Origin of the sequence: Marinobacter sp. M3C, assembly GCF_023311895.1 — a bacterium.
Taxonomy (GTDB): Bacteria; Pseudomonadota; Gammaproteobacteria; order Pseudomonadales; family Oleiphilaceae; genus Marinobacter.
In genome coordinates this window covers 2,612,676-2,630,345 of sequence record NZ_CP092284.1, presented here as the reverse complement: position 1 = coordinate 2,630,345, position 17,670 = coordinate 2,612,676, and the positions used below count along the sequence as shown (strand labels likewise).

The window sequence follows — 17,670 nt, the reverse complement described above, 5'->3', positions numbered from 1 at the left end:
TAACAATCGGCTGCACAGCGACCGATTTTCCGCCGCTTCGCGGCTCCAAACCGGCGCGTGAGCCGGGCGTTAATTGGTAGAGCTATGGAACCAGTCATCCAGGAAGAGCTAACCGGTTGCGGAATTGCGGCGAGCGCCGCTCTTGCTGGTGTCAGCTATGTTGAGGCCAAGCAGAAAGCAAACGCACTGGGCATTTACGCGGCGGATACAGCGCTCTGGTCAAAAACAGAGCACGTCCGGACACTACTGCGCGAATTCGGTATCTCCGTTTCGCCTAAAGAAATACCGTTCAAAACATGGGAGCGTCTGCCGGATAAAGCGCTGATGGCCATCAAATGGCGTACCGAGCAAGGTAAGCCATTTTGGCATTGGGTTGTTTTTATCAGGGAGCATGACGAGACAAAGGTGCTGGATTCCAAAAAAGCACTGAAATCCAATACCCGTAAAGACTTCGGGCGTATCAAGCCGAAGTGGTACATTGAAGTGTCCAATTAACAAGGCGCTGTAGTACGCGGCCTACGGCCGCCGGACGCCCTTGACATTGCGGCTTCGCCTTCATTTCGAGGTCGCCGCTAAGCTAAGCGTTAGCTGGATTTATGGCGCACCTTTTTTGTGGTTTGGTGGCCGAGGCCCTGGCATAAAATTGGTAGCAAAGCCGCGAATTTTTAGTCCGGCCAAGGCCGTCAAAATTGGTGGTTAGCTGGCAGCCCAATCATCAGCGATGTGGATATAAAACTGGGTGTTCAGTTTGTGGGGCCGTCCGCCGAAACCCGGTTCCTGATTTGGCAATCTGGCGTTCTGGTTCGTCGGTCGGATCGTTTGTGGTGTTTTGAACCACAGTGAACCGGCAGAGTTTGGTGCAAAGTCAGCAGCGGAATAGGCAATCGCGTTGGTTGCCAATGGCTTGGCGGGCAGTTTCACCCAGCTAACCAATCATTCAAGTTCGTTCCCGGCCTGAGGCCGTCCACCGGACGGCTTTTAGCCGCCGCTTATCTCAGCGTTAAATGTTTGAGAACAGTGAATTAAGGAGTTATCAATGGCGGGAAGAGAGCTTTGGTTTGTGGCTGAAACAGAAGATGGCCAAAATTACTGGGTATACAAAAAGGGGCGGTCAATCTACATCAGTAGCCCGAGCGGCCATGAGCACTTGTGCCACCCTTCAGTAACTGGCCAGGATAAGGTCAAAAGTGAAATATTCTTGGTGTACCACGCGAAAGTTGTTAATACCAAGCTGCCATCAGAACTTGATAGTTCATCGCGGTAGTTACGCAAGCGGCGCAACAGTATGGAGTCGGCACTTAAAGCGAAAGCATTTAACCAGTCATTCCAGTTCGTTCCGGCCCTAACGGGCCTCCACCGGACGGCCTTTTCTTCGCTTCGCTACGCAAAGACCGCCGCTGAATATTGGCGTTAAATTTCACTACAACGGAGATTGTATGAATATCGAACAATTAGCAGAAAAGCTAAAGCCATGGATGCGGGTAGATACTTGGCACACCACTCATCCAAGGGACTATGAGCGCTTCCATCTAGCTCTCAATTCCGCATTTTCTGAGTTTGGTAATGCGATCAACTATGATGATTTCAAAGATGCAATGCGGTATCTGTCAGAGGAGCTTCCATCAGCAAAGCTTGAGGCAGAGTACCTGACTCAAACAATTGAGCGGTATGCCTCAAGTGCAGAAACTATTTCTAGTTATCTGTCCGACGTAAAAATTTAACAAGTCGCTGTAGTACGCGGCCTGCGGCCGCCGGACGCCCTTTTCATTGCGGCTTTGCCTCCATTATAAGGGCGCCGCTAAGCTCAGCGTTAGCGTCGAACCAGGATTCGTGTACATGGTTGATAAAGAAAAGTTGCTAGAACAAGTCAATAGGTCTGGATTCCCTTTGCAGCTTGCTGTGGAACATGCTGTCAGCGGCAACAGTGGGCGTAACAGGGGGTGGAAGGTCTATTCCCAAGAGCACTCATGGAAGAATGACTTTTCAGGTACCAGCGGTTTTATCGATTTGGTTCTTATTGATCGATACCAATCTTCGATGATGGTTGTTGAGTGTAAGCGTGTCCAAAACACCCATTGGATATTCTTGAACAATGACTCTAAGCAGATGCAACGTAGGCATTGCAAGCCATGGATAACGCTTATCGAAGGAGACAAGGCAAAGAAGTTTGATTGGGCAAATCTTGCTATTGATCCAACCTCACCAGAGTCAAGCTTCTGCGTAGTTGCTGGTCAGGACCCCAAGAGCCGCCCCTTGTTGGAGCGGCTTGCGGCGGAAGCCAATGAAGCAACTGAGGCATTCGCTCGAGAAGATTTGCCCGTGCTACTAAGCAACAATGGTGAGCTAAGAATCTACTACAACGTAATTGTAACTACTGCGGAATTAGTAGTTTGCGAGGTGGAATCAGACGTCATCTCACTGGCCTCTGGTACCGTAGATTCCGCATCTTTTTCATCTGTTCCCTATGTCAGATTCAGAAAACAACTGTCGGTCGATAGAACCGTTGACTCCACGGCACAATATTGCGGACCTCCATTCCGGGAAAAGGAAAACACGGTATTCGTTGTGAATTCCAAACACTTACTGGAATTTCTTGAACAATATGATGTGGAAGAGTCATCTATCAAGGGCGCAATCCGTGAAATGCGCTAACAAATAGCTGCAGTTCGTTCCGGGCCTTCGGCCCTCCACCGGACGCGCTAAAGCGCGCCGCTGAGCAAGTCGTTGAGACTGTAGAAAAACCCCAAACCGAACGGTTTTTGGTAGTATTGAGAAAACAGACAGGGAGCCGTCGGAATGCCTCGTTTTAAGCACTACAATTACGACCAGGATACGATGGTGGTCATCAACTACCGAGAGCAGCTCCAGCTCGGCACTTTTGAACACGCCGTTCACTACCTGATTGAACACAAGCTGGACCTGACGGTTTTTCACCCGAAATATCTCAACGACGACACCGGCCGCCTGGCCTACGATCCCGCCATCTTGCTGAAGATCATTCTGTTCGCGTACTCCAAAGGCATCACCTCCAGCCGCGAGATCCAGTGGTGCTGCGAGACCAACATCATTTTTAAAGCTTTATCCTGCGATACCGTGCCGCACTTCACCACTCTAGCCAAGTTCGTCAGCCAGCACGCCGATGAGATTGAAGAACTGTTCGAACAAATACTGCTGGTGTGCCATGAACAGCGCCTTCTGGGCAACGAGCTGTTTGCTATCGACGGCTGCAAAATGTCGTCGGACGCCGCGAAGGAATGGTCTGGCACCTTTAAGGAACTTAGCGAAAAACGCGACAAGTTGAAACGGTTGATTCGCCACCACCTGCATGAGCATCACGAGCGGGACGAGGCTGAAACGGAAGCGGAACTGGATCGGGATATTCGACGCGCGAAAACCGTGCTCTCTCTGGACGAGTCGATGAAGAAAGTGGACCGCTTCCTAAAGACGAACAGCCCAAGGATGGGCCAAGGGAAACGAAACAAGGAAGTGAAGAGCAACATCACCGATAACGAAAGCGGCAAGATGACCACGAGTAAAGGCACGATCCAAGGCTATAACGGTGTGGCCACGGTGGACAAAAAACACCAGGTCATCATCGATGCGCAGGCATTCGGTGAAGGTCAGGAACACCATACTTTAAAGCCGGTGTTGGAAACGGTTCAGCGTCGTTATAAAAAACTCGGCATTGCCGACAACATCTATCAAACCGGCGCGATCGTGACCGCCGACACCGGCTTCGCCAACGAAGCCAATATCCCTGTGTGTCAACCTCAGTCCATACACCCGGTCTATGAGTTAACATAGATTTCAGGGCGCGGATTGAGGAGTGTAAGCAATGCCAAAACCTGAGTCACAGATACCCGATAATCACATCTTGCCAGACAGTCAGTTGGAGAAGCGGACCCGTCGCCGATTTTCCACAAAGTACAAGCTGAGAATACTGGCCGAAGCGGATCAATGCGCCTACGGTGAACTCGGCCCTTTATTACGCCGTGAAAACCTCTATAGCAACCAGTTGCGTGATTGGCGTAAGCAGTTGGAAGTCGGTGGCGAGGCTGCTTTATCCAAGTCTGCGCCGGGGCCTAAAGCGTCAAAAACACCGGACCAGAAGCGCATTGAGCAGCTAGAGAAAGAGCTGACCAAAACGCAGCACCGGTTGCGGGTGACTGAAGACTGTGTGGATCTCCAAAAAAAAGCCTTGTCGATGCTCGATCTGTCGAACAATGGGAGCGATCCATCATGACCGTCCTTGAGGCGCGCCCGGCGCACATTCCGTTCCGCTCTGCCTGTGATGCTTTGGGACTGAACCGGAGCACCGTTTACGCGTGGCGACGACGTCAGAGCACAGCACCAGACCCAGTCAGGCGCTCTCGTAAAACGACGCCGCAGCCCAGAGCGCTCTTAACCTCGGAGCGTGTGCAGATACTTGAGCGGATGAACGAACCCGAGTTCTGTGATCAAACGCCGTATCAGGTCTATCACACGCTGCTGGAACGTGGTGAGTGCCTGGCCTCGCTCAGCACACTGTATCGCGTGCTGCGACAAGCCAATCAGACCGGTGATCGCCGGAATCAACGTGCGCCTCAGTCGCATGCTATACCGCGCCTGACCGCGACACGGCCAAACGAAGTTTGGACGTGGGATATTACGAAATTGGCGACTACACGCCGGGGTAACTACCTGAACCTGTATGTGGTTATGGACCTGTTCAGCCGCTATGTCGTGGCTTGGATGATCTCCCGCAAAGAGAACAGTCAACTGGCGCAGCAGCTCATGGAACAAACACTGACACGATATGGGCTGACCAACCGCGGGGTCACCCTGCACCAGGACCGTGGATCGCCTATGATCGCCCAGAGCTTTCTCGACCTGATGGCCGATGTGGGCGTGGTCTGCAGCCACAGCCGCCCCAGAGTCAGTAATGACAATCCATTCAGTGAAAGCCAGTTTAAAACACTCAAAACGCAACCTGACTTTCCCGGACGCTTTGACAGCCTGGAATATGCACGGTTATGGGCAGCGGATTATTTTTGCTGGTACAACCATGAACACCACCACAGCGGGCTGGCCGGCTTTACGCCGACTCAGGTCTACACCGGCAACTATCAAACCGTGGGCCAAGTGCGGCAAGCAACGCTGGACCGGTATTATAGAGACCATCCGGAACGCTTCTGCCAAGGGAAACCAAAAGCCGCGTTACCGCCGGAAGTTGTCCACATCAACCCCATCACTTCGGAGGCGATAGGGGGTGAGACAAGTAGCGCTGTGAACTTCCCAACGTTACCAGCAGCACGAAAGGCGCTGGAGCGGGCAAATAGATGTTAACGTTTTAAAGAGCTGTCCATATGAGGTTGACATGTTCCGATATGCAGTACCTGCATGAGCAACAGATCAACGGTTACATCCCGGACAACCGCTTCCGCAGTCGTGATCCCAAGTTCGCCGAGCAGAAAGAAAAGTACGGTAAGCGCTCACAAACTCCATCGAAGAGCGGCTGGAAACACGTGATTCCCGCCAGTGAATTTCAGTTCGACCCGGTTACGATGACGTGCATCTGTCCCGCCGGAGAATCCCTGCGCCACGAAGGCACCCGAACCGACCAAAACGGCGTACCCAGAGTCCACTTCCAAGGCCGGTTATTGCAGTGTCGCCACTGTCCAAAAAAACATCAATGCATGCAAAACCCCAGCTCAGCAGATCATCGTAAAGGCAAAGGAAGACAAGTCTCTTACACCTTGGAGCTCAGGCGAGGCCTAACGTATACCGACTGGATGAAACACCGAGTCGATAGCCAGCAAGGCAAAGCGATTTACGGTCATCGCATGTCGGTGGTGGAGCCCGTGTTCGGTAACATCGGCAGCAACAAACGTCTGAATCGCTTCAGCCTGCGGAGTAAAAAGAAGGTGCAAGGCCAGTGGCAATTGTATTGCCTGGTGCACAATATTGAGAAGCTGGCGAACTATGGGCCGTTAGCGGCATGATACCGGGCTAGGATATGGCCAGATATAGGCCACAGACGGCCATGTGTAGAGTGTTCAGCGCCGGATATCAATAATGCTGTGGTGTTGTCAGTAAATGATCAAACGTGAGCCAGTTGATCGCAGCGTGTGAAAAAATAACAAAGCGGCTGCGGATTGTGCTCTGAGAAGGGTTTTTCTACAGCCTCGTTATACAGACTAGGGAGAGTCGGTTTTGGATTTAGCTAATGTAGTTCCATGGGGAAGGTCGTTCGACGAATACCAGAAGATGTTCGGGTTGTCGGAAGCTGATCTGAATAAGAGAATTCTGGGTTGTGGCGATGGGCCTGCAAGTTTTAATGCTGAGGCGACAAAGCGCGGATACCAAATCATCTCGTGTGATCCAGTGTATCAATTCGAAGTTCAGGAAATTCGTCGCCGGATCGACGATGTATACCCGGAAATAATGGGTAAGATGCAGCAGAATGCAGACAGCTATATTTGGGACTCACTAGGCAGCGTTAAGCAGCTTGGCGAGGTTCGGATGAAGGCCATGTCGAGGTTCCTATCTGATTTTGATGTTGGTCGCCGGCAGGGACGATATGTATCGGCGTCATTGCCTACGCTGCCATTCTCTGACTCCGAGTTTGATCTGGCACTCTGCTCTCACTTTCTTTTTCTTTACAGTGATCAGGTAGATGAGGCAGCTCACCTGGAGTCAATGCAGGAGCTATGCAGAGTTGCCTCTGAGGTTCGCGTCTTTCCTGTTATCTCGCTGGACGGAAAAACCTCAAAGCACCTTGATTCGGTCATGACGGCACTATCCGCTGACGGAATTGCTGTCTCGTTGCAGCCTGTCAGCTATCGTTTTCAAAAAGGTGCTACTGAGATGTTGGTGGCAAAGTCCGTATAACCAGTGGCTGTTGGCGGACGCGCCTACGCTGCGCTCCGGCACGCCGCAAAGCCAAGCGTTATGCATGAGAGGGAATTCCGATGGGCCTGAAACTCCAGTTTGAACTGATGGCCGCCTACAACCAGTGGATGAACTTAAAGGTCTATGAAGCTGCTGGTCAGCTTGGGGCAGAAGAGCTCGGCAAAGACCGCGGTGCTTTTTTTGGCTCGATTCTGGGTACCCTCAACCATGTCGTTGTCGGCGATACTATTTGGCTCAAGCGCTTTGCTACCCACCCGTCCTGCCGCAGCTCTTTACGTGAAGTCGGTAACCTTCAAACTCCCCTTAGTCTGGATCAGATTGTTCTCAGCGATTTTGATAGCCTCTCAGAACACCGCAATTGGCTAGACCAGCAGATAATCAACTGGGTAGACGAACTATCTAATAGCGACCTAGATTTCGTTCTTAGCTACAAGAACACGAAAGGGGTGCCTTCTAACAAACGATATTCGAGCTTGGTTACTCATTTTTTTAACCATCAGACCCATCACAGAGGTCAGGCCTCCGCCCTGCTATCACAGGCAGCTCAAGATGTTGGTGTTACTGATCTTTTGGCTCTGATTCCGAACGAGCCTCATGTATAACAAATCGCAGCAGTACGCGGCTGATGGCCGCCGGACGCCACTGACGCGTGGCCGCTTATCTCAGCGTTGAGGCTGTAGGAAAAGGTCAAAGGCTTTTTTCGGCCTTGACTCGATCAATAATTAAGCTAAAAATAGCGCCTATTCCTAAAATCCAGAGCACTTATCGTGGAAAGCAGACCTAGATTTTACGTAGGAACGTTATCACAAAAGGGCTCGGGGGTTTTCCTACAGCCTCGTTATGCACATCAGTGAGCTGGGCTCCTCAAGTATTTCTCCTGGCCCAGCCTCCCTGTTTTGACTAATAGTGTCGTTTACAACCACTGCTTCGGATAGCGTTGACCGGAAATAAGCCGGTGGTATACCACCCCGAAAGCCACAATCAGAACGGTGCCTGCCGCCACCGGCGTCAACAGGAAACCCCAGTGTTCACCTGCGAGCATGACGACTAGCGGATTAGCCCCTGCTGGTGGGTGGGTAGTGTTGGTCAGCATCATCAAGCTTACCGCTAGTCCTACTGCCAACCCCATCGACCAGTGGGTAACGCCCACCAGAGCTGCTACAGACAGGCCGGTCGCCGTTGTTAATAGGTGACCTATGATGATGTTTCTGGGCTGTGCTAGTGGACTTTCCGGCAATCCGAATAGGATTACCATGGTCGCGCCAAAGGGAGCCATCAACCAGACGGAGGACTGATTAGCGCTGCCTAGGCTGCTCAAAGCGGTAATACACAGCATTGCCCCCAAGCCTGCTAGCAAAGGGACAAGGTAACGTGAAGTGGTCAGACGTTTGTACATGAGCAAAATCTCCAAAGTAGACAGATCGGTCTGCATAGAGTAGACAGTCTTGTCTACTGATGTCAAGATACGGATATCTGGTGTGATGTGGGTATAACCATGGATAAGCAAGAACAGCTAGTTCGTACCGCCTTTAAATTGTTTTACACTCGGGGCATTAACGCAGTGGGAGTGAACCTAGTGTTAGCGGAGTCAGGCATAGCCAAGAAAACGCTTTATCATCACTTCCCCAGCAAGCAACACCTAGTGGAAGCGGTCATCCGCTATCGTGACTGTAGCTACCGGGCTTGGCTTATATCGAGGCTGGATCATGTACTTTCAGGCAAACCCGCTTTGCTTGAACTATTTAGTGCTCTGGATGACTGGTTCCACAGCCGGGTGCCGGATATCGACCACTTCCATGGCTGCTTCTTTATCAATGCCAGCGCTGAATTCGGCGACCGAGACAATGTCATCCACCGGGCCTGTGCCGAGCACAAAGCTGATATAACGAGATTGATTCGAAAGCACGTGGATGCGTTGTCTCTTCCGGACGGGGCAACAGAAGAACTCACACGCTTGGTTGTTCTACTTAAGGAAGGGGCTACCTCAGTGGCGCACGTTCAGGGAAATCTTGATGCGGCGATGGAAGCCAAAAAAATACTGGAGAATATGCTGCATGACTATGCTGATGAATAACTTTGGTACTTGTGTTGCTTGAAGAAAATATCTTCGAGAAATCGATTGCGTAACGCCACAATGCATAAGGAATAATGCATGATTTTCGAGCTACCTGCTCCTGAAACACTTGAGTCTGAATCATTGGTTAGCTGTATTGAAAATCGTCGCAGTGTGCGAGAGTACTCTAAAGCTCCCCTGCGTATTGATTCTCTATCCCAGTTACTGTGGGCTGCGCAAGGAATAACAGGCCCTGAGCAAAAAAAGGCAATACCTTCAGCGGGCGGACTCTACCCTTTGCAGATCCACATTTTGGTGCGGCGTATTGCGGAACTTGAGCCTGGGATTTATGAATACCAGAGTGGCAATCACTCTTTGAAACTACTTGGCAGCATCTCTCCAGAAGCGTCGATACGAGAAATGGGGATTGGCGATCAACCATGGCTAAATGACGCGGCCATCGTCATTGGGTTAGCTGGAAAGCTCGAAGTAGCCATCAGGCGCTTTGAATCGCAGGCACCCCAAGGAGAGCGTGGTTCTCGCTATGTGTATATGGAATCGGGAGCTTTAGCGCAAAATGGCCATCTTCAGTGCACGGCTCTAGGGATTGGTTGTGTTTTGGTCGCAGGCTTTGATGATTCGAAGGTGAAGGAAGCATTTGGGTTCCCTTCAGATGTGGAGCCTACTGCGCTACTTTGTATCGGACAACGGTGGAGTGTCTAACTATGCATAACCAGCCACGTCACACGGATGATTTTTCTCCGCTTCGCTCCAAAAAAGCCACCGGTGCGCTTAGCGTTATGTTTCAGGGAGGGTTCAGTGCCTTACAAGATGAATGAGAAACAGCATGAAGCTGTTTTAGCACTAGATAGCTTTGATCGATATGATCACTTCGTCAGTAAGGTCGCTGATTGGCAGCAGTTGTGGGGCGTTAAAAGTCAGGAAGGCTGGCTTGTTCCGGTCGCACCGGAAGATTTTGAATATTTCCCATTGTGGCCGCATTACGATTACGCTCAGAAAATCACAGATGAGAATTTCCCCGGTCACACAGCAACAGAGATTAGCCTAGAAGAGTTACTCGGCCATTGGCTACCACTGTTCGAGCAAGATAAAGTGAAAGTAGCAGTCTTTCCAAATAAGGAATGGAACTTCTGGTGCATTGAGCCCCAGGTCCTAAAAGAAGAGTTGCTAAATGAAGTGGCCAAATACGAATAAAAACATAACAAATTGCGCAAGCGGGACAAAGTGCTGCGCACTTCGCCACTTCGCCACTTCGCAAGGCGTTGAGGCTGTAGGAAAAAGTCAAAGGCTTTTTTCGGCCTTGACTCGATCAATAATTAATCTAAAAATAGCGCCTATTCTTAAAATCCAGAGCACTTATCGTGGAAAACAGACCTAGATTTTACGTAGGAACGTTATCACAAAAGGGCTCGGGGGTTTTCCTACAGCCTCGTTAGGCCGTATATTCATCAAGAAAAGTTAGAGCAATACAATGAAAATAAAGAAAAAATCATTAGCAGATTCTATCCTTAAGGTTCAACAGATGAGCATGCAGGAAAAAGAATCGTTTTTTGATGAAATATATATTGAACAACCAAACCTCTTAGCTTCAGTTTTAGTGCAGCAGCAGATGGGTAACTCCCTAAAGCAAATGGAAGTACTGATAAACATACTACTTGTATCTTATGTCGCATTAAAAGAATCTGGCATAAAAATCTCAAAAATATCTGAAGATCTACAAGATAAAGAAATGGCTAGATTTGTAGCCTCTGTGAAATTTACCGAAGGCTTATCTCCATCCTCCATAGAGGATTCTTTGCAGCAGTACGTATCGTCTCAAAATGAGAAGATATTGTTAGCCTTTGCACTCAATGAAATGCTTGATTTTGGATTTACCCATTTAGAGAATGAAAACTCCAAATACCTTATTATGGCAGGAATCAATATAGTAAATTGTATATCTGCTGTAAAAACAGCCTAACAAACTGCTCAAATCGGACTCCGCAAGCCAGCCCGTTTTTTGCAAAGAGCCGCAAAAAATCGGTACAGCTTACTCCACCGTTTAGCAGGGCGTTAAATGCCAGTGACAGCAAGGTCCAGAGCTCCGACAATCTGGTCTCTGAAATGCGAGAGGGAACCAACCGGGTTTTTGAGATGCTTTTCTGGCACAGAGGAAATTTGTGGAGTTAGCAGTAAAAGTTCTTGGTCGGCAAAGCTGATTCCCGGCGTGAGTCCTTGCATGGATTCGCCACCAAAGGCGGAGCGTTTGCCCAAAGGGATGACGATTCGAGTTGCCAATTCGCTCAGGAGGCTGCTCTGAATATCGACAAGGTAAGGATAATGAGCTTTGCTAACTTTGCTCGGGTTGGGGTACACATCGAACTGTGACATTAGAACTCCCTGAATTCGTCGCCGAAGCATCCATGTTGTTCGACAAAATCGTTGTAATTTCTTATCGCAGCGCGATTTTCTTCAACCCATTGTGCTGCTTCGCGTTTGGAAAGCTCTTCTTTCAGGGCTCGCTCCAGAGTAGCCGACAGGTTGATGTTGAGTTCCCGAGTCTTGCGCAGTAGATCGCTATTGATGGAGAGGTTAGCTGCCTTTTTGGGTGCGGTTGCATTGTAGAGTTCGGCCATCAGAGTCTCCAGGTGGCTGTTTAATGCACGGGCTTAGTTTATGCGCACGCCAATGCGCATTCAAGCATTTAACCAGTGGCTGTTGTCGGGCGCGCCTGAGCTAGCGCTCCGGCACGCCGCAAAGCCACGGCGTTATGTTTTTTGCTGCACCCTCGACTACTATGATGTAATACATTGTAGTCAATCATATTGAGAGTACGGTCATGAGTGTCACTACAGTTCGCCTTCAGGCAGAAGTTGAAAAGCATCTGGAATCAATCGCTGGCAGGCTCCACCGGAGCAAAGGCTGGGTGATCAACCAAGCACTGTCGGAATACATAGCAAAGCAACAGCTTGAGCAAGAGCGTTGGAAGCAAACTCTGGAAGCAATGGAATCTGCAGCCCAAGGTAAGGTGGTTGATGCCAGCGAAGTTCATGGCTGGCTCAATAGTTGGGGAACTGAAAGCGAGCAGGATGCACCGAGGTCGGGTAAGTGAAACTGGTTTACACGGACGAAGCCATTGAAGATTTGAAGCGCCTCAGGGAATTCATTGTGATCCACAACCCGTCAGCGGCAGTCAGGATAGCCATTGAGCTGGTTGGTAAAATTGAGTTGCTGCCAGATTTCCCCAAAATCGGCACGCCAGTTGAAATGGCTCCGGTACCTGACTCTATTCGAGATATGGTTTTCGGAAAATACGTTGTTCGATATTCGGTTCATACCAGTGCCATCATTACTCTTCGGGTATGGCATGGCTTGGAAGGTGAACGATAGCAATTTAACCAGGCGCGGCACTCGGATGCCTTTGTTTCCGCTTCGCTGCGTTAACGTCACCGGTGCGCTTGGCGTTATGCCTCATTTTCCCAACCCCACCAGAAGGAGTTTTTCCATGAAGTTAGTTAGTGTTTTTGTTTTAGCCGTTGCGCTCGCCGGATGCGCCACGAACCAAGGCACACCAAACAATGCGCAGGCCTCGCGTACAGAAAGCTGCAAAGTCACGTCAGAGCGAGAGATCGCAGCATTGTTTGATCGTTGGAATCAATCACTACAAACTGGCGATCCTCACAAAGTGGTTGCAAACTACGCAGAGCGGTCAATTCTTCTGCCTACGGTATCAAACAAACCGCGCCTCACTCCAGTAGAGAAAGAGGACTATTTCCACCACTTTCTGGAAAACCGCCCTTCAGGAAAGATTGATTTGCGTAGCATTGAGCTAGGCTGCAACACTGCCGTTGATGCTGGGCTCTACACATTCACTTTCGCAAAAACAGGAGCCGCTGTCAGTGGCCGCTACAGCTACACATACCGCTGGGATGGGAAGCAATGGCTAATCACAAGCCATCACTCGTCCGCCATGCCCGAGAAAAAGTAACAGAGGCATAACCTGTCAACGCCGGTTTAAAGCTGACCCACTTATCGCCAATCTAAAACTGACCCACCGTTGGCGTTTAAGTGTTGGTAAATAGGTCTTTGCTGCTGGCCGTACCTGATCGTGCCTACAGTTTCCAATCTTGAACACGCCCGGATCGTTGCTCCAGACTTTGAGGCTTTGCTAGCAACAGTGGGTGCCAAATTTGTCTACGTCTTGGAAATAAACGATTTCGAAGGACGTACCTGGGAAAATGATGGCAGTGTCGAAGATATCGCAACGGGTAGTGCAGCGGGGCCAGCAGCGGTGTATTTGGTTACACATGGTTGCGCACCCGTTGGTGATACCGTTGTTTTGGTACAGGGACGATTTTACATAGGCCAAGCAAGCTTTATGCGACTGTTCAAGCAGGTTCTGAATTGAACGTGACATTAGAGGGTCCAGTCTGTTTAGTTGGAATCAGAATGCTAAGGCTTCCTAACAAAACATTGCAGCCGGACATCAGCAAAACTGGCGCCGATGAATGAGACGTTGGGCGCCACAAAGTGTGGCATTGATTCAGTGCAAGCGAGTGGTATGATATTGTCATACTTTATCTGTGTTAGGGGCACCAGCTATGAGCATGCACCGGAAAACTATTACGCTGACTGAGCAACAAAACGGTTGGGTGAAAGGTCAGATTGAAAGCGGCCAGTTTGGCAATGATAGTGAGTATATCCGCTATCTCATCCGGCGAGACCAGCAAGCCCAAGTACGTCTCGCCACGCTGAGGCGGGCTCTGTCTGAGGGTGAGTCAAGCGGGATACCTAAGCCGCTTGATATATCGGCTATCAAGACTGCTGGCCGTAAACGTATGAAAGCGGCTAATTAGTGTTCAATCTGAGTGTCACGCCGAAGGCGGAATCAGACCTCATCGGAATTTGGGTGTACACCTGCGAAGAATGGGGTGTTGATCAAGCGGACAAATACCTGGATCAACTGGAAGCAGGAATGCAGCAGCTGATTAATCATCCGTCACTAGGCGCGAACTACGCCCATGTTCTTCTTGGGTATCGCAGATTGCAGGTTGAGCATCACGCTGTTTTTTACTGTGTGCTTGAATCGGAGATGCTTATTGTTCGTGTCCTGCACGAGGACATGGATGCACCTGAAAGGCTTCTGGATTAGTGGCGACTATGTTTCCGGCGCAGCTGCAAGACTTCCATCCAGGCCCCGCTCCATTGTCGCCCAACAAACAGTTCCAGTTTGTTCCGGGCCAGATGGGCCCGCCACCGGACAGCCTTGTCGGCGCCTCGCTCTGTCAAGGCTGCCGCTGAACAAAAGCGTTGAGGCTGTAGGAAAAGGCCAAAGACTTTTTTCGGCCTTGAATCGATCAATAATTAAGCTAAAAATAGCGCCTATTCTTAAAATCCAGAGCACTTATCGTGGAAAGCAGACCTAGATTTTACGTAGGAACGTTATCACAAAAGGGCTCGAGGGTTTTCCTACAGCCTCGTTAGGCCAAAAAAGGAGAGCACTTTGTATTCAGGTAGTTGCTTATGCGGTGGGGTTCGCTTCCAGATCCTATGTGAGCTAGAGCCAATACAGATTTGTCATTGCTCCCAATGTCGCAAAGCGCAAGGCACTCCCTTTGCTACAAATACACCTGTCAAAGAGGCCGCTTTCCAGCTAGATAGCGGAGTTAAAATGCTCAAATCTTTTGAGGCATCGCCTGGCAAGCAGCGTGTTTTCTGCAGTGAGTGTGGCTCGCCGATCTACAGTAAAAAAGACGCGCTGCCTGGTGTGCTGCGCATTCGTGCGGGCCTCATCAATGAGCCGTTATCCTCAGAGCCAGTTGCCCATTGCTACACAGGCTCAAAAGCTAATTGGTGGCCCATAAACGATGACCTCACCCAATTCGAGGCCGGGTATGTCCCGCAAAATAGCAAGCCCTAACAAAACGCTGTTGCCGGACAATTTCTTCACCGCTTTGTGACTGAAAAATTGCAGCGAAGCTATGCATTAGCAGTTGCACTACTCCTCCCACATCTTGCGAGCTGAGTAAAAAAGGAATAATTTATACTCATGGACGAGTTTGAGTTCGACGAAACTAAAAGTCAGACCAATCTGGATAAGCACGGCATTGATTTCGTGGCCGCCCGAGTTCTGTGGAAAGATCCGTATCTATTGGAAATCCGCGCAAAATCAGAGGGCGAGCCAAGATTCGTGTTGATAGGCAAGATTGGGGAAAGACACTAGTCGGCGGTCGTCACATACAGGGAAAGCCGTATTCGTCTGATTTCGGTCAGGCGTTCCCGCAAGAAGGAGGTTGAGCTTTATGAAAGCTAGAGACTTCGATAAAAAATTCGAGGAAGGTCAGGACGATATTGTTGATGACCTAGATCTGTCCACGGTCCGCCGTGTCAATCAGGAACAAAAGCGAATCAACGTGGACTTTCCTGCTTGGGTCGTAGAGTCACTGGATCGTGAGGCGGCGCGCATTGGTGTTACCCGCCAGTCAATCATCAAGGTGTGGCTGGTTGAGCGACTTCAAGCAGAGTCTGCTAACAAGTGCGTCACTCGGACGCACTAAAGTGCGCCGGTGCGCTCAGCGTTGAGGCTGTAGAAAAAGGTCGGAGGCTTTTTTGGATCTAGAATTGGTCAATAAGTAATCTAAAAATAGCGCCTATTTTAAAAATCCGAAGCACTTGTCATCGAAAAAACGTCTAAATTTTACATAGGAGCATCATCGTAACAAGGCTCTATAGTTTTTCTACAGCCTCGTTAGGTGCGTAAAATCGTAATTCTCTGGAGGGAAAGTGAGTAACGAAATTTTAGATCAAATAGATATTTGGGAGTTGTTTGAAGTGGAAATGCGCAACGGCGGCACCGTCATATACATTAAAGAAGCCCGAAAATAACGAGTAGTGGGCTTTGTTTAGACTATAAAACAAGCCATAACCAGCAGCATAAATTCCTCGGCTAAACACAGGTTTCAAGCAAATGCCCAGCCAGCAAAAACTTGCCACACTCAACGAACAGTTCGCAATAGAAGGGCAGCTGCGATTCAACGCGACTGGCGATTTGATTGTGGCTGACATCACTAACCAGCACGCCACGGCAAGCATTGCCCTGCAGGGCGCGCAGGTGCTGTCCTGGGCTGCTAAAAGAGAAGCTAAAGGGGGTGCCGAAAGAGGTGCCAACGAGCAGCAACCGCTGATCTGGCTTTCAGACGAAGCGACGTTTATCGCGGGTAAAACTATTCGCGGCGGCATTCCAGTGTGTTGGCCCTGGTTTGGCGCGCATCCTGATCGTGAGGATTATCCCGCCCATGGTTTTGTCAGAGCCGCTGTTTGGGACGTGGTTGAAACCAGCACGACGGCTGCCGGGCAAACGAACATAGTATTTCGCCTGCCGCAAACGCAAGTGCCCCCAGCCTTATGGTCACACAACACCGAGCTAGAGCTACATGTCAGCGTCGGCGTAACCCTTGAGCTGAACTTGATCACGCGCAATCATGGGTTAGAAACCGTCACCATCAGTCAGGCGTTACACAGTTATTTTGCCGTGAGTGATATCAATGATGTGACGGTTAAGGGCCTGGAAGGCTGCCAGTTCATTGATTCCCTGGATGATTGGCAGCGTAAAGTCGAAATCACGCCGATTTGCATTGATGCCGAAATTGACCGCATTTATCAAAATACCAAGCCCGTCTGCTCACTCGAAGACAAAGGTTGGCAACGTCGTATCAACATTGAAACCAACAACAGCCGCTCAACCGTGGTCTGGAACCCCTGGATTGATAAATCAACCCGGCTGGGTGATATGGGGGAGGGCGGTTATTTGAACATGCTGTGTATTGAAACCGGCAATATTGCCGATGATCGTGTCAGCATTGCTGCGGGTGCGGAGCATTGTTTGTCGGTCTGTTATCGGATTGCGAAAAATTGAGTCGAGGCACTACAGGATTTTTACTCTGACCCTAAATATCCTGTATGAATGGCAAAATTATTTAATTTTATATACAAAATAGTTAATTCTAAAAGTGAGTGAAAATACTCCTAACAAACGCGTCAATTAGGACGCTCGAAGCTCGCGCCTATTACGCGGGCGTTATGCAATACGTTCGTCTTGACGTACGTATCTAATGGCGTACACTGATTAAATATTCAACACATCAGAGGTGCGTCATGACCGGAATTACGGCAACTGAGGCGCGCAGCAACCTTTACAGGTTGATTGACGAAACGGCCGAGTCCCATCAACCAATCGTTATTATGGGTAAACGGAACAGGGCTGTTCTCGTTTCCGAGGAAGATTGGTCTGCGATTCAGGAAACGCTTTACCTGTTATCTGTACCAGGTATGCGCGAGTCTATTCGAGAGGGAATGGAGACCCCTATGGATCAATGCGATGAGGAGCTGAACTGGTGACATGGAAGTTGGTTTACACCAAACAGGCCCAAAAAGATGCAAAAAAGTTAGCTGCCAGCAGCCTCAAGCCAAAAGCTCAGGGATTGTTGGCGCTGATTGCGGAAGATCCGTATCGGAGGCCGCCGCCGTTCGAAAAGCTCATTGGTGATCTTGCAGGAGCATACTCTCGCCGCATCAATATCCAGCATCGTGTTGTTTACGAAGTGCTCGAAGATGAACGAGTGGTAAAAGTTCTCCGGCTCTGGAGTCACTACGAATAATGCATAACCAGCCGCTGTTGCCGGACAATTTTCCCACCGCTGTGCGGTTCCACAATTGCCGCAAAGCTT

General features: G+C 49.8%; 27 protein-coding genes and 2 pseudogenes. 25 read left to right on the top strand and 4 right to left on the bottom strand.

Annotated features, from left to right (window positions below; translation table 11 throughout):
• Positions 1-57 precede the first annotated feature (57 nt).
• Positions 58-495, top strand: coding sequence for a hypothetical protein (locus MIH18_RS12390; RefSeq protein WP_249012524.1), 438 nt, complete (start codon positions 58-60; stop codon positions 493-495).
• A 201-nt stretch (positions 496-696) separates the two neighbouring features.
• Here MIH18_RS12390 and MIH18_RS12385 read toward each other — a convergent pair whose 3' ends face one another.
• The gene (locus MIH18_RS12385; protein ID WP_249012523.1) at positions 697-921 is read right to left on the bottom strand and encodes a hypothetical protein; all 225 of its coding nucleotides are present in this window, start codon (positions 919-921) and stop codon (positions 697-699) included.
• A gap of 515 nt (positions 922-1,436) precedes the next feature.
• On the opposite strand from MIH18_RS12385, the gene MIH18_RS12380 reads away from it, so the two are divergent.
• The 8 genes and pseudogenes from MIH18_RS12380 to MIH18_RS12345 all read left to right on the top strand — a co-directional run bounded on the left by MIH18_RS12380 (position 1,437) and on the right by MIH18_RS12345 (position 7,493).
• The gene (locus MIH18_RS12380; RefSeq protein ID WP_249012522.1) at positions 1,437-1,721 is read left to right on the top strand and encodes a hypothetical protein; all 285 of its coding nucleotides are present in this window, start codon (positions 1,437-1,439) and stop codon (positions 1,719-1,721) included.
• Between the two features lie 115 nt (positions 1,722-1,836).
• Complete coding sequence (locus MIH18_RS12375) at positions 1,837-2,652, top strand: hypothetical protein (RefSeq protein ID WP_249012521.1); 816 nt, start codon at positions 1,837-1,839, stop codon at positions 2,650-2,652.
• A gap of 144 nt (positions 2,653-2,796) precedes the next feature.
• Positions 2,797-3,756: pseudogene (locus tag MIH18_RS12370) on the top strand (transposase); the annotation flags it as partial.
• A gap of 79 nt (positions 3,757-3,835) precedes the next feature.
• Entirely contained in the window at positions 3,836-4,243 is a 408-nt protein-coding gene (locus MIH18_RS12365) for a transposase (RefSeq protein WP_249006779.1), read from the top strand.
• On the top strand, positions 4,240-5,325 hold the full coding sequence (locus MIH18_RS12360) for an IS3 family transposase (RefSeq protein WP_249006780.1): 1,086 nt from the start codon (positions 4,240-4,242) through the stop codon (positions 5,323-5,325). Before MIH18_RS12365 ends, MIH18_RS12360 begins: the two co-directional genes overlap by 4 nt.
• Before the next feature lie 35 nt (positions 5,326-5,360).
• Positions 5,361-5,981 (top strand): annotated as a pseudogene (locus MIH18_RS12355) (transposase); the annotation flags it as partial.
• Between the two features lie 211 nt (positions 5,982-6,192).
• Positions 6,193-6,870, top strand: a complete 678-nt coding sequence (locus MIH18_RS12350) for a class I SAM-dependent methyltransferase (RefSeq protein WP_249006778.1) — start codon at positions 6,193-6,195, stop codon at positions 6,868-6,870.
• 80 nt (positions 6,871-6,950) lie between these two features.
• The gene (locus MIH18_RS12345; RefSeq protein ID WP_249012520.1) at positions 6,951-7,493 is read left to right on the top strand and encodes a DinB family protein; all 543 of its coding nucleotides are present in this window, start codon (positions 6,951-6,953) and stop codon (positions 7,491-7,493) included.
• A 311-nt stretch (positions 7,494-7,804) separates the two neighbouring features.
• Here MIH18_RS12345 and MIH18_RS12340 read toward each other — a convergent pair whose 3' ends face one another.
• Positions 7,805-8,287, bottom strand: coding sequence for an HPP family protein (locus MIH18_RS12340; protein ID WP_249006776.1), 483 nt, complete (start codon positions 8,285-8,287; stop codon positions 7,805-7,807).
• 99 nt (positions 8,288-8,386) lie between these two features.
• Here MIH18_RS12340 and MIH18_RS12335 point away from each other — a divergent pair, with 99 nt between their 5' ends.
• The 4 genes from MIH18_RS12335 to MIH18_RS12320 all read left to right on the top strand — a co-directional run bounded on the left by MIH18_RS12335 (position 8,387) and on the right by MIH18_RS12320 (position 10,925).
• Complete coding sequence (locus MIH18_RS12335) at positions 8,387-8,965, top strand: TetR/AcrR family transcriptional regulator (RefSeq protein WP_249012519.1); 579 nt, start codon at positions 8,387-8,389, stop codon at positions 8,963-8,965.
• Between the two features lie 78 nt (positions 8,966-9,043).
• The gene (locus MIH18_RS12330; protein WP_249012518.1) at positions 9,044-9,667 is read left to right on the top strand and encodes a SagB/ThcOx family dehydrogenase; all 624 of its coding nucleotides are present in this window, start codon (positions 9,044-9,046) and stop codon (positions 9,665-9,667) included.
• 96 nt (positions 9,668-9,763) lie between these two features.
• Positions 9,764-10,159 (top strand): DUF2750 domain-containing protein, encoded by a 396-nt coding sequence (locus tag MIH18_RS12325; RefSeq protein ID WP_249006773.1) that lies wholly within the window; start codon positions 9,764-9,766, stop codon positions 10,157-10,159.
• 277 nt (positions 10,160-10,436) lie between these two features.
• The gene (locus MIH18_RS12320) at positions 10,437-10,925 is read left to right on the top strand and encodes a hypothetical protein (protein WP_249006772.1); all 489 of its coding nucleotides are present in this window, start codon (positions 10,437-10,439) and stop codon (positions 10,923-10,925) included.
• Between the two features lie 92 nt (positions 10,926-11,017).
• Here MIH18_RS12320 and MIH18_RS12315 read toward each other — a convergent pair whose 3' ends face one another.
• On the bottom strand, positions 11,018-11,335 hold the full coding sequence (locus MIH18_RS12315) for a CcdB family protein (protein WP_072795464.1): 318 nt from the start codon (positions 11,333-11,335) through the stop codon (positions 11,018-11,020).
• Positions 11,335-11,580 (bottom strand): type II toxin-antitoxin system CcdA family antitoxin, encoded by a 246-nt coding sequence (locus MIH18_RS12310; RefSeq protein WP_249006771.1) that lies wholly within the window; start codon positions 11,578-11,580, stop codon positions 11,335-11,337. The genes MIH18_RS12315 and MIH18_RS12310 overlap by 1 nt, the downstream gene beginning before the upstream one ends.
• Positions 11,581-11,783: 203 nt before the next feature.
• On the opposite strand from MIH18_RS12310, the gene MIH18_RS12305 reads away from it, so the two are divergent.
• From MIH18_RS12305 to MIH18_RS12250, 12 genes are all read left to right on the top strand, one after another.
• A complete protein-coding gene (locus MIH18_RS12305) occupies positions 11,784-12,056 on the top strand; it encodes a ribbon-helix-helix protein, CopG family (RefSeq protein WP_249006770.1) in 273 nt (90 codons plus the stop codon).
• Positions 12,053-12,334 (top strand): type II toxin-antitoxin system RelE/ParE family toxin, encoded by a 282-nt coding sequence (locus tag MIH18_RS12300; protein WP_249006769.1) that lies wholly within the window; start codon positions 12,053-12,055, stop codon positions 12,332-12,334. The genes MIH18_RS12305 and MIH18_RS12300 overlap by 4 nt, the downstream gene beginning before the upstream one ends.
• 115 nt (positions 12,335-12,449) lie before the next feature.
• A complete protein-coding gene (locus MIH18_RS12295; RefSeq protein ID WP_249006768.1) occupies positions 12,450-12,932 on the top strand; it encodes an SgcJ/EcaC family oxidoreductase in 483 nt (160 codons plus the stop codon).
• Between the two features lie 120 nt (positions 12,933-13,052).
• Complete coding sequence (locus tag MIH18_RS12290; protein ID WP_249006767.1) at positions 13,053-13,352, top strand: hypothetical protein; 300 nt, start codon at positions 13,053-13,055, stop codon at positions 13,350-13,352.
• A gap of 193 nt (positions 13,353-13,545) precedes the next feature.
• Positions 13,546-13,800: a type II toxin-antitoxin system ParD family antitoxin gene (locus MIH18_RS12285; protein ID WP_249006766.1), complete on the top strand. Its 255-nt coding sequence runs from the start codon at positions 13,546-13,548 to the stop codon at positions 13,798-13,800.
• Positions 13,800-14,096: a type II toxin-antitoxin system RelE/ParE family toxin gene (locus MIH18_RS12280; RefSeq protein WP_249006765.1), complete on the top strand. Its 297-nt coding sequence runs from the start codon at positions 13,800-13,802 to the stop codon at positions 14,094-14,096. The genes MIH18_RS12285 and MIH18_RS12280 overlap by 1 nt, the downstream gene beginning before the upstream one ends.
• A gap of 351 nt (positions 14,097-14,447) precedes the next feature.
• Positions 14,448-14,864, top strand: coding sequence for a GFA family protein (locus tag MIH18_RS12275; protein ID WP_249006764.1), 417 nt, complete (start codon positions 14,448-14,450; stop codon positions 14,862-14,864).
• A 129-nt stretch (positions 14,865-14,993) separates the two neighbouring features.
• Positions 14,994-15,167, top strand: coding sequence for a BrnT family toxin (locus MIH18_RS12270; protein WP_249006763.1), 174 nt, complete (start codon positions 14,994-14,996; stop codon positions 15,165-15,167).
• A 79-nt stretch (positions 15,168-15,246) separates the two neighbouring features.
• Positions 15,247-15,501, top strand: coding sequence for a CopG family transcriptional regulator (locus tag MIH18_RS12265; protein WP_249006762.1), 255 nt, complete (start codon positions 15,247-15,249; stop codon positions 15,499-15,501).
• Between the two features lie 410 nt (positions 15,502-15,911).
• The gene (locus MIH18_RS12260) at positions 15,912-16,859 is read left to right on the top strand and encodes a D-hexose-6-phosphate mutarotase (protein WP_249006761.1); all 948 of its coding nucleotides are present in this window, start codon (positions 15,912-15,914) and stop codon (positions 16,857-16,859) included.
• A 239-nt stretch (positions 16,860-17,098) separates the two neighbouring features.
• The gene (locus MIH18_RS12255) at positions 17,099-17,341 is read left to right on the top strand and encodes a type II toxin-antitoxin system Phd/YefM family antitoxin (protein WP_249006760.1); all 243 of its coding nucleotides are present in this window, start codon (positions 17,099-17,101) and stop codon (positions 17,339-17,341) included.
• On the top strand, positions 17,338-17,601 hold the full coding sequence (locus MIH18_RS12250; RefSeq protein WP_249006759.1) for a Txe/YoeB family addiction module toxin: 264 nt from the start codon (positions 17,338-17,340) through the stop codon (positions 17,599-17,601). Before MIH18_RS12255 ends, MIH18_RS12250 begins: the two co-directional genes overlap by 4 nt.
• The last annotated feature ends 69 nt before the right edge of the window (positions 17,602-17,670 follow it).

Bases quoted from the DNA above. Each gene is read 5' to 3' on its own strand.
- MIH18_RS12380 (WP_249012522.1), top strand. From the start codon at position 1,437: ATGAATATCGAACAATTAGCAGAAAAGCTAAAGCCATGGATGCGGGTA.
- MIH18_RS12375 (WP_249012521.1), top strand. From the start codon at position 1,837: ATGGTTGATAAAGAAAAGTTGCTAGAACAAGTCAATAGGTCTGGATTC.
- MIH18_RS12365 (WP_249006779.1), top strand. From the start codon at position 3,836: ATGCCAAAACCTGAGTCACAGATACCCGATAATCACATCTTGCCAGAC.
- MIH18_RS12360 (WP_249006780.1), top strand. From the start codon at position 4,240: ATGACCGTCCTTGAGGCGCGCCCGGCGCACATTCCGTTCCGCTCTGCC.
- MIH18_RS12345 (WP_249012520.1), top strand. From the start codon at position 6,951: ATGGGCCTGAAACTCCAGTTTGAACTGATGGCCGCCTACAACCAGTGG.
- MIH18_RS12340 (WP_249006776.1), bottom strand. From the start codon at position 8,287: ATGTACAAACGTCTGACCACTTCACGTTACCTTGTCCCTTTGCTAGCA.
- MIH18_RS12335 (WP_249012519.1), top strand. From the start codon at position 8,387: ATGGATAAGCAAGAACAGCTAGTTCGTACCGCCTTTAAATTGTTTTAC.
- MIH18_RS12330 (WP_249012518.1), top strand. From the start codon at position 9,044: ATGATTTTCGAGCTACCTGCTCCTGAAACACTTGAGTCTGAATCATTG.
- MIH18_RS12320 (WP_249006772.1), top strand. From the start codon at position 10,437: ATGAAAATAAAGAAAAAATCATTAGCAGATTCTATCCTTAAGGTTCAA.
- MIH18_RS12315 (WP_072795464.1), bottom strand. From the start codon at position 11,335: ATGTCACAGTTCGATGTGTACCCCAACCCGAGCAAAGTTAGCAAAGCT.
- MIH18_RS12310 (WP_249006771.1), bottom strand. From the start codon at position 11,580: ATGGCCGAACTCTACAATGCAACCGCACCCAAAAAGGCAGCTAACCTC.
- MIH18_RS12305 (WP_249006770.1), top strand. From the start codon at position 11,784: ATGAGTGTCACTACAGTTCGCCTTCAGGCAGAAGTTGAAAAGCATCTG.
- MIH18_RS12295 (WP_249006768.1), top strand. From the start codon at position 12,450: ATGAAGTTAGTTAGTGTTTTTGTTTTAGCCGTTGCGCTCGCCGGATGC.
- MIH18_RS12285 (WP_249006766.1), top strand. From the start codon at position 13,546: ATGAGCATGCACCGGAAAACTATTACGCTGACTGAGCAACAAAACGGT.
- MIH18_RS12270 (WP_249006763.1), top strand. From the start codon at position 14,994: ATGGACGAGTTTGAGTTCGACGAAACTAAAAGTCAGACCAATCTGGAT.
- MIH18_RS12265 (WP_249006762.1), top strand. From the start codon at position 15,247: ATGAAAGCTAGAGACTTCGATAAAAAATTCGAGGAAGGTCAGGACGAT.
- MIH18_RS12260 (WP_249006761.1), top strand. From the start codon at position 15,912: ATGCCCAGCCAGCAAAAACTTGCCACACTCAACGAACAGTTCGCAATA.
- MIH18_RS12255 (WP_249006760.1), top strand. From the start codon at position 17,099: ATGACCGGAATTACGGCAACTGAGGCGCGCAGCAACCTTTACAGGTTG.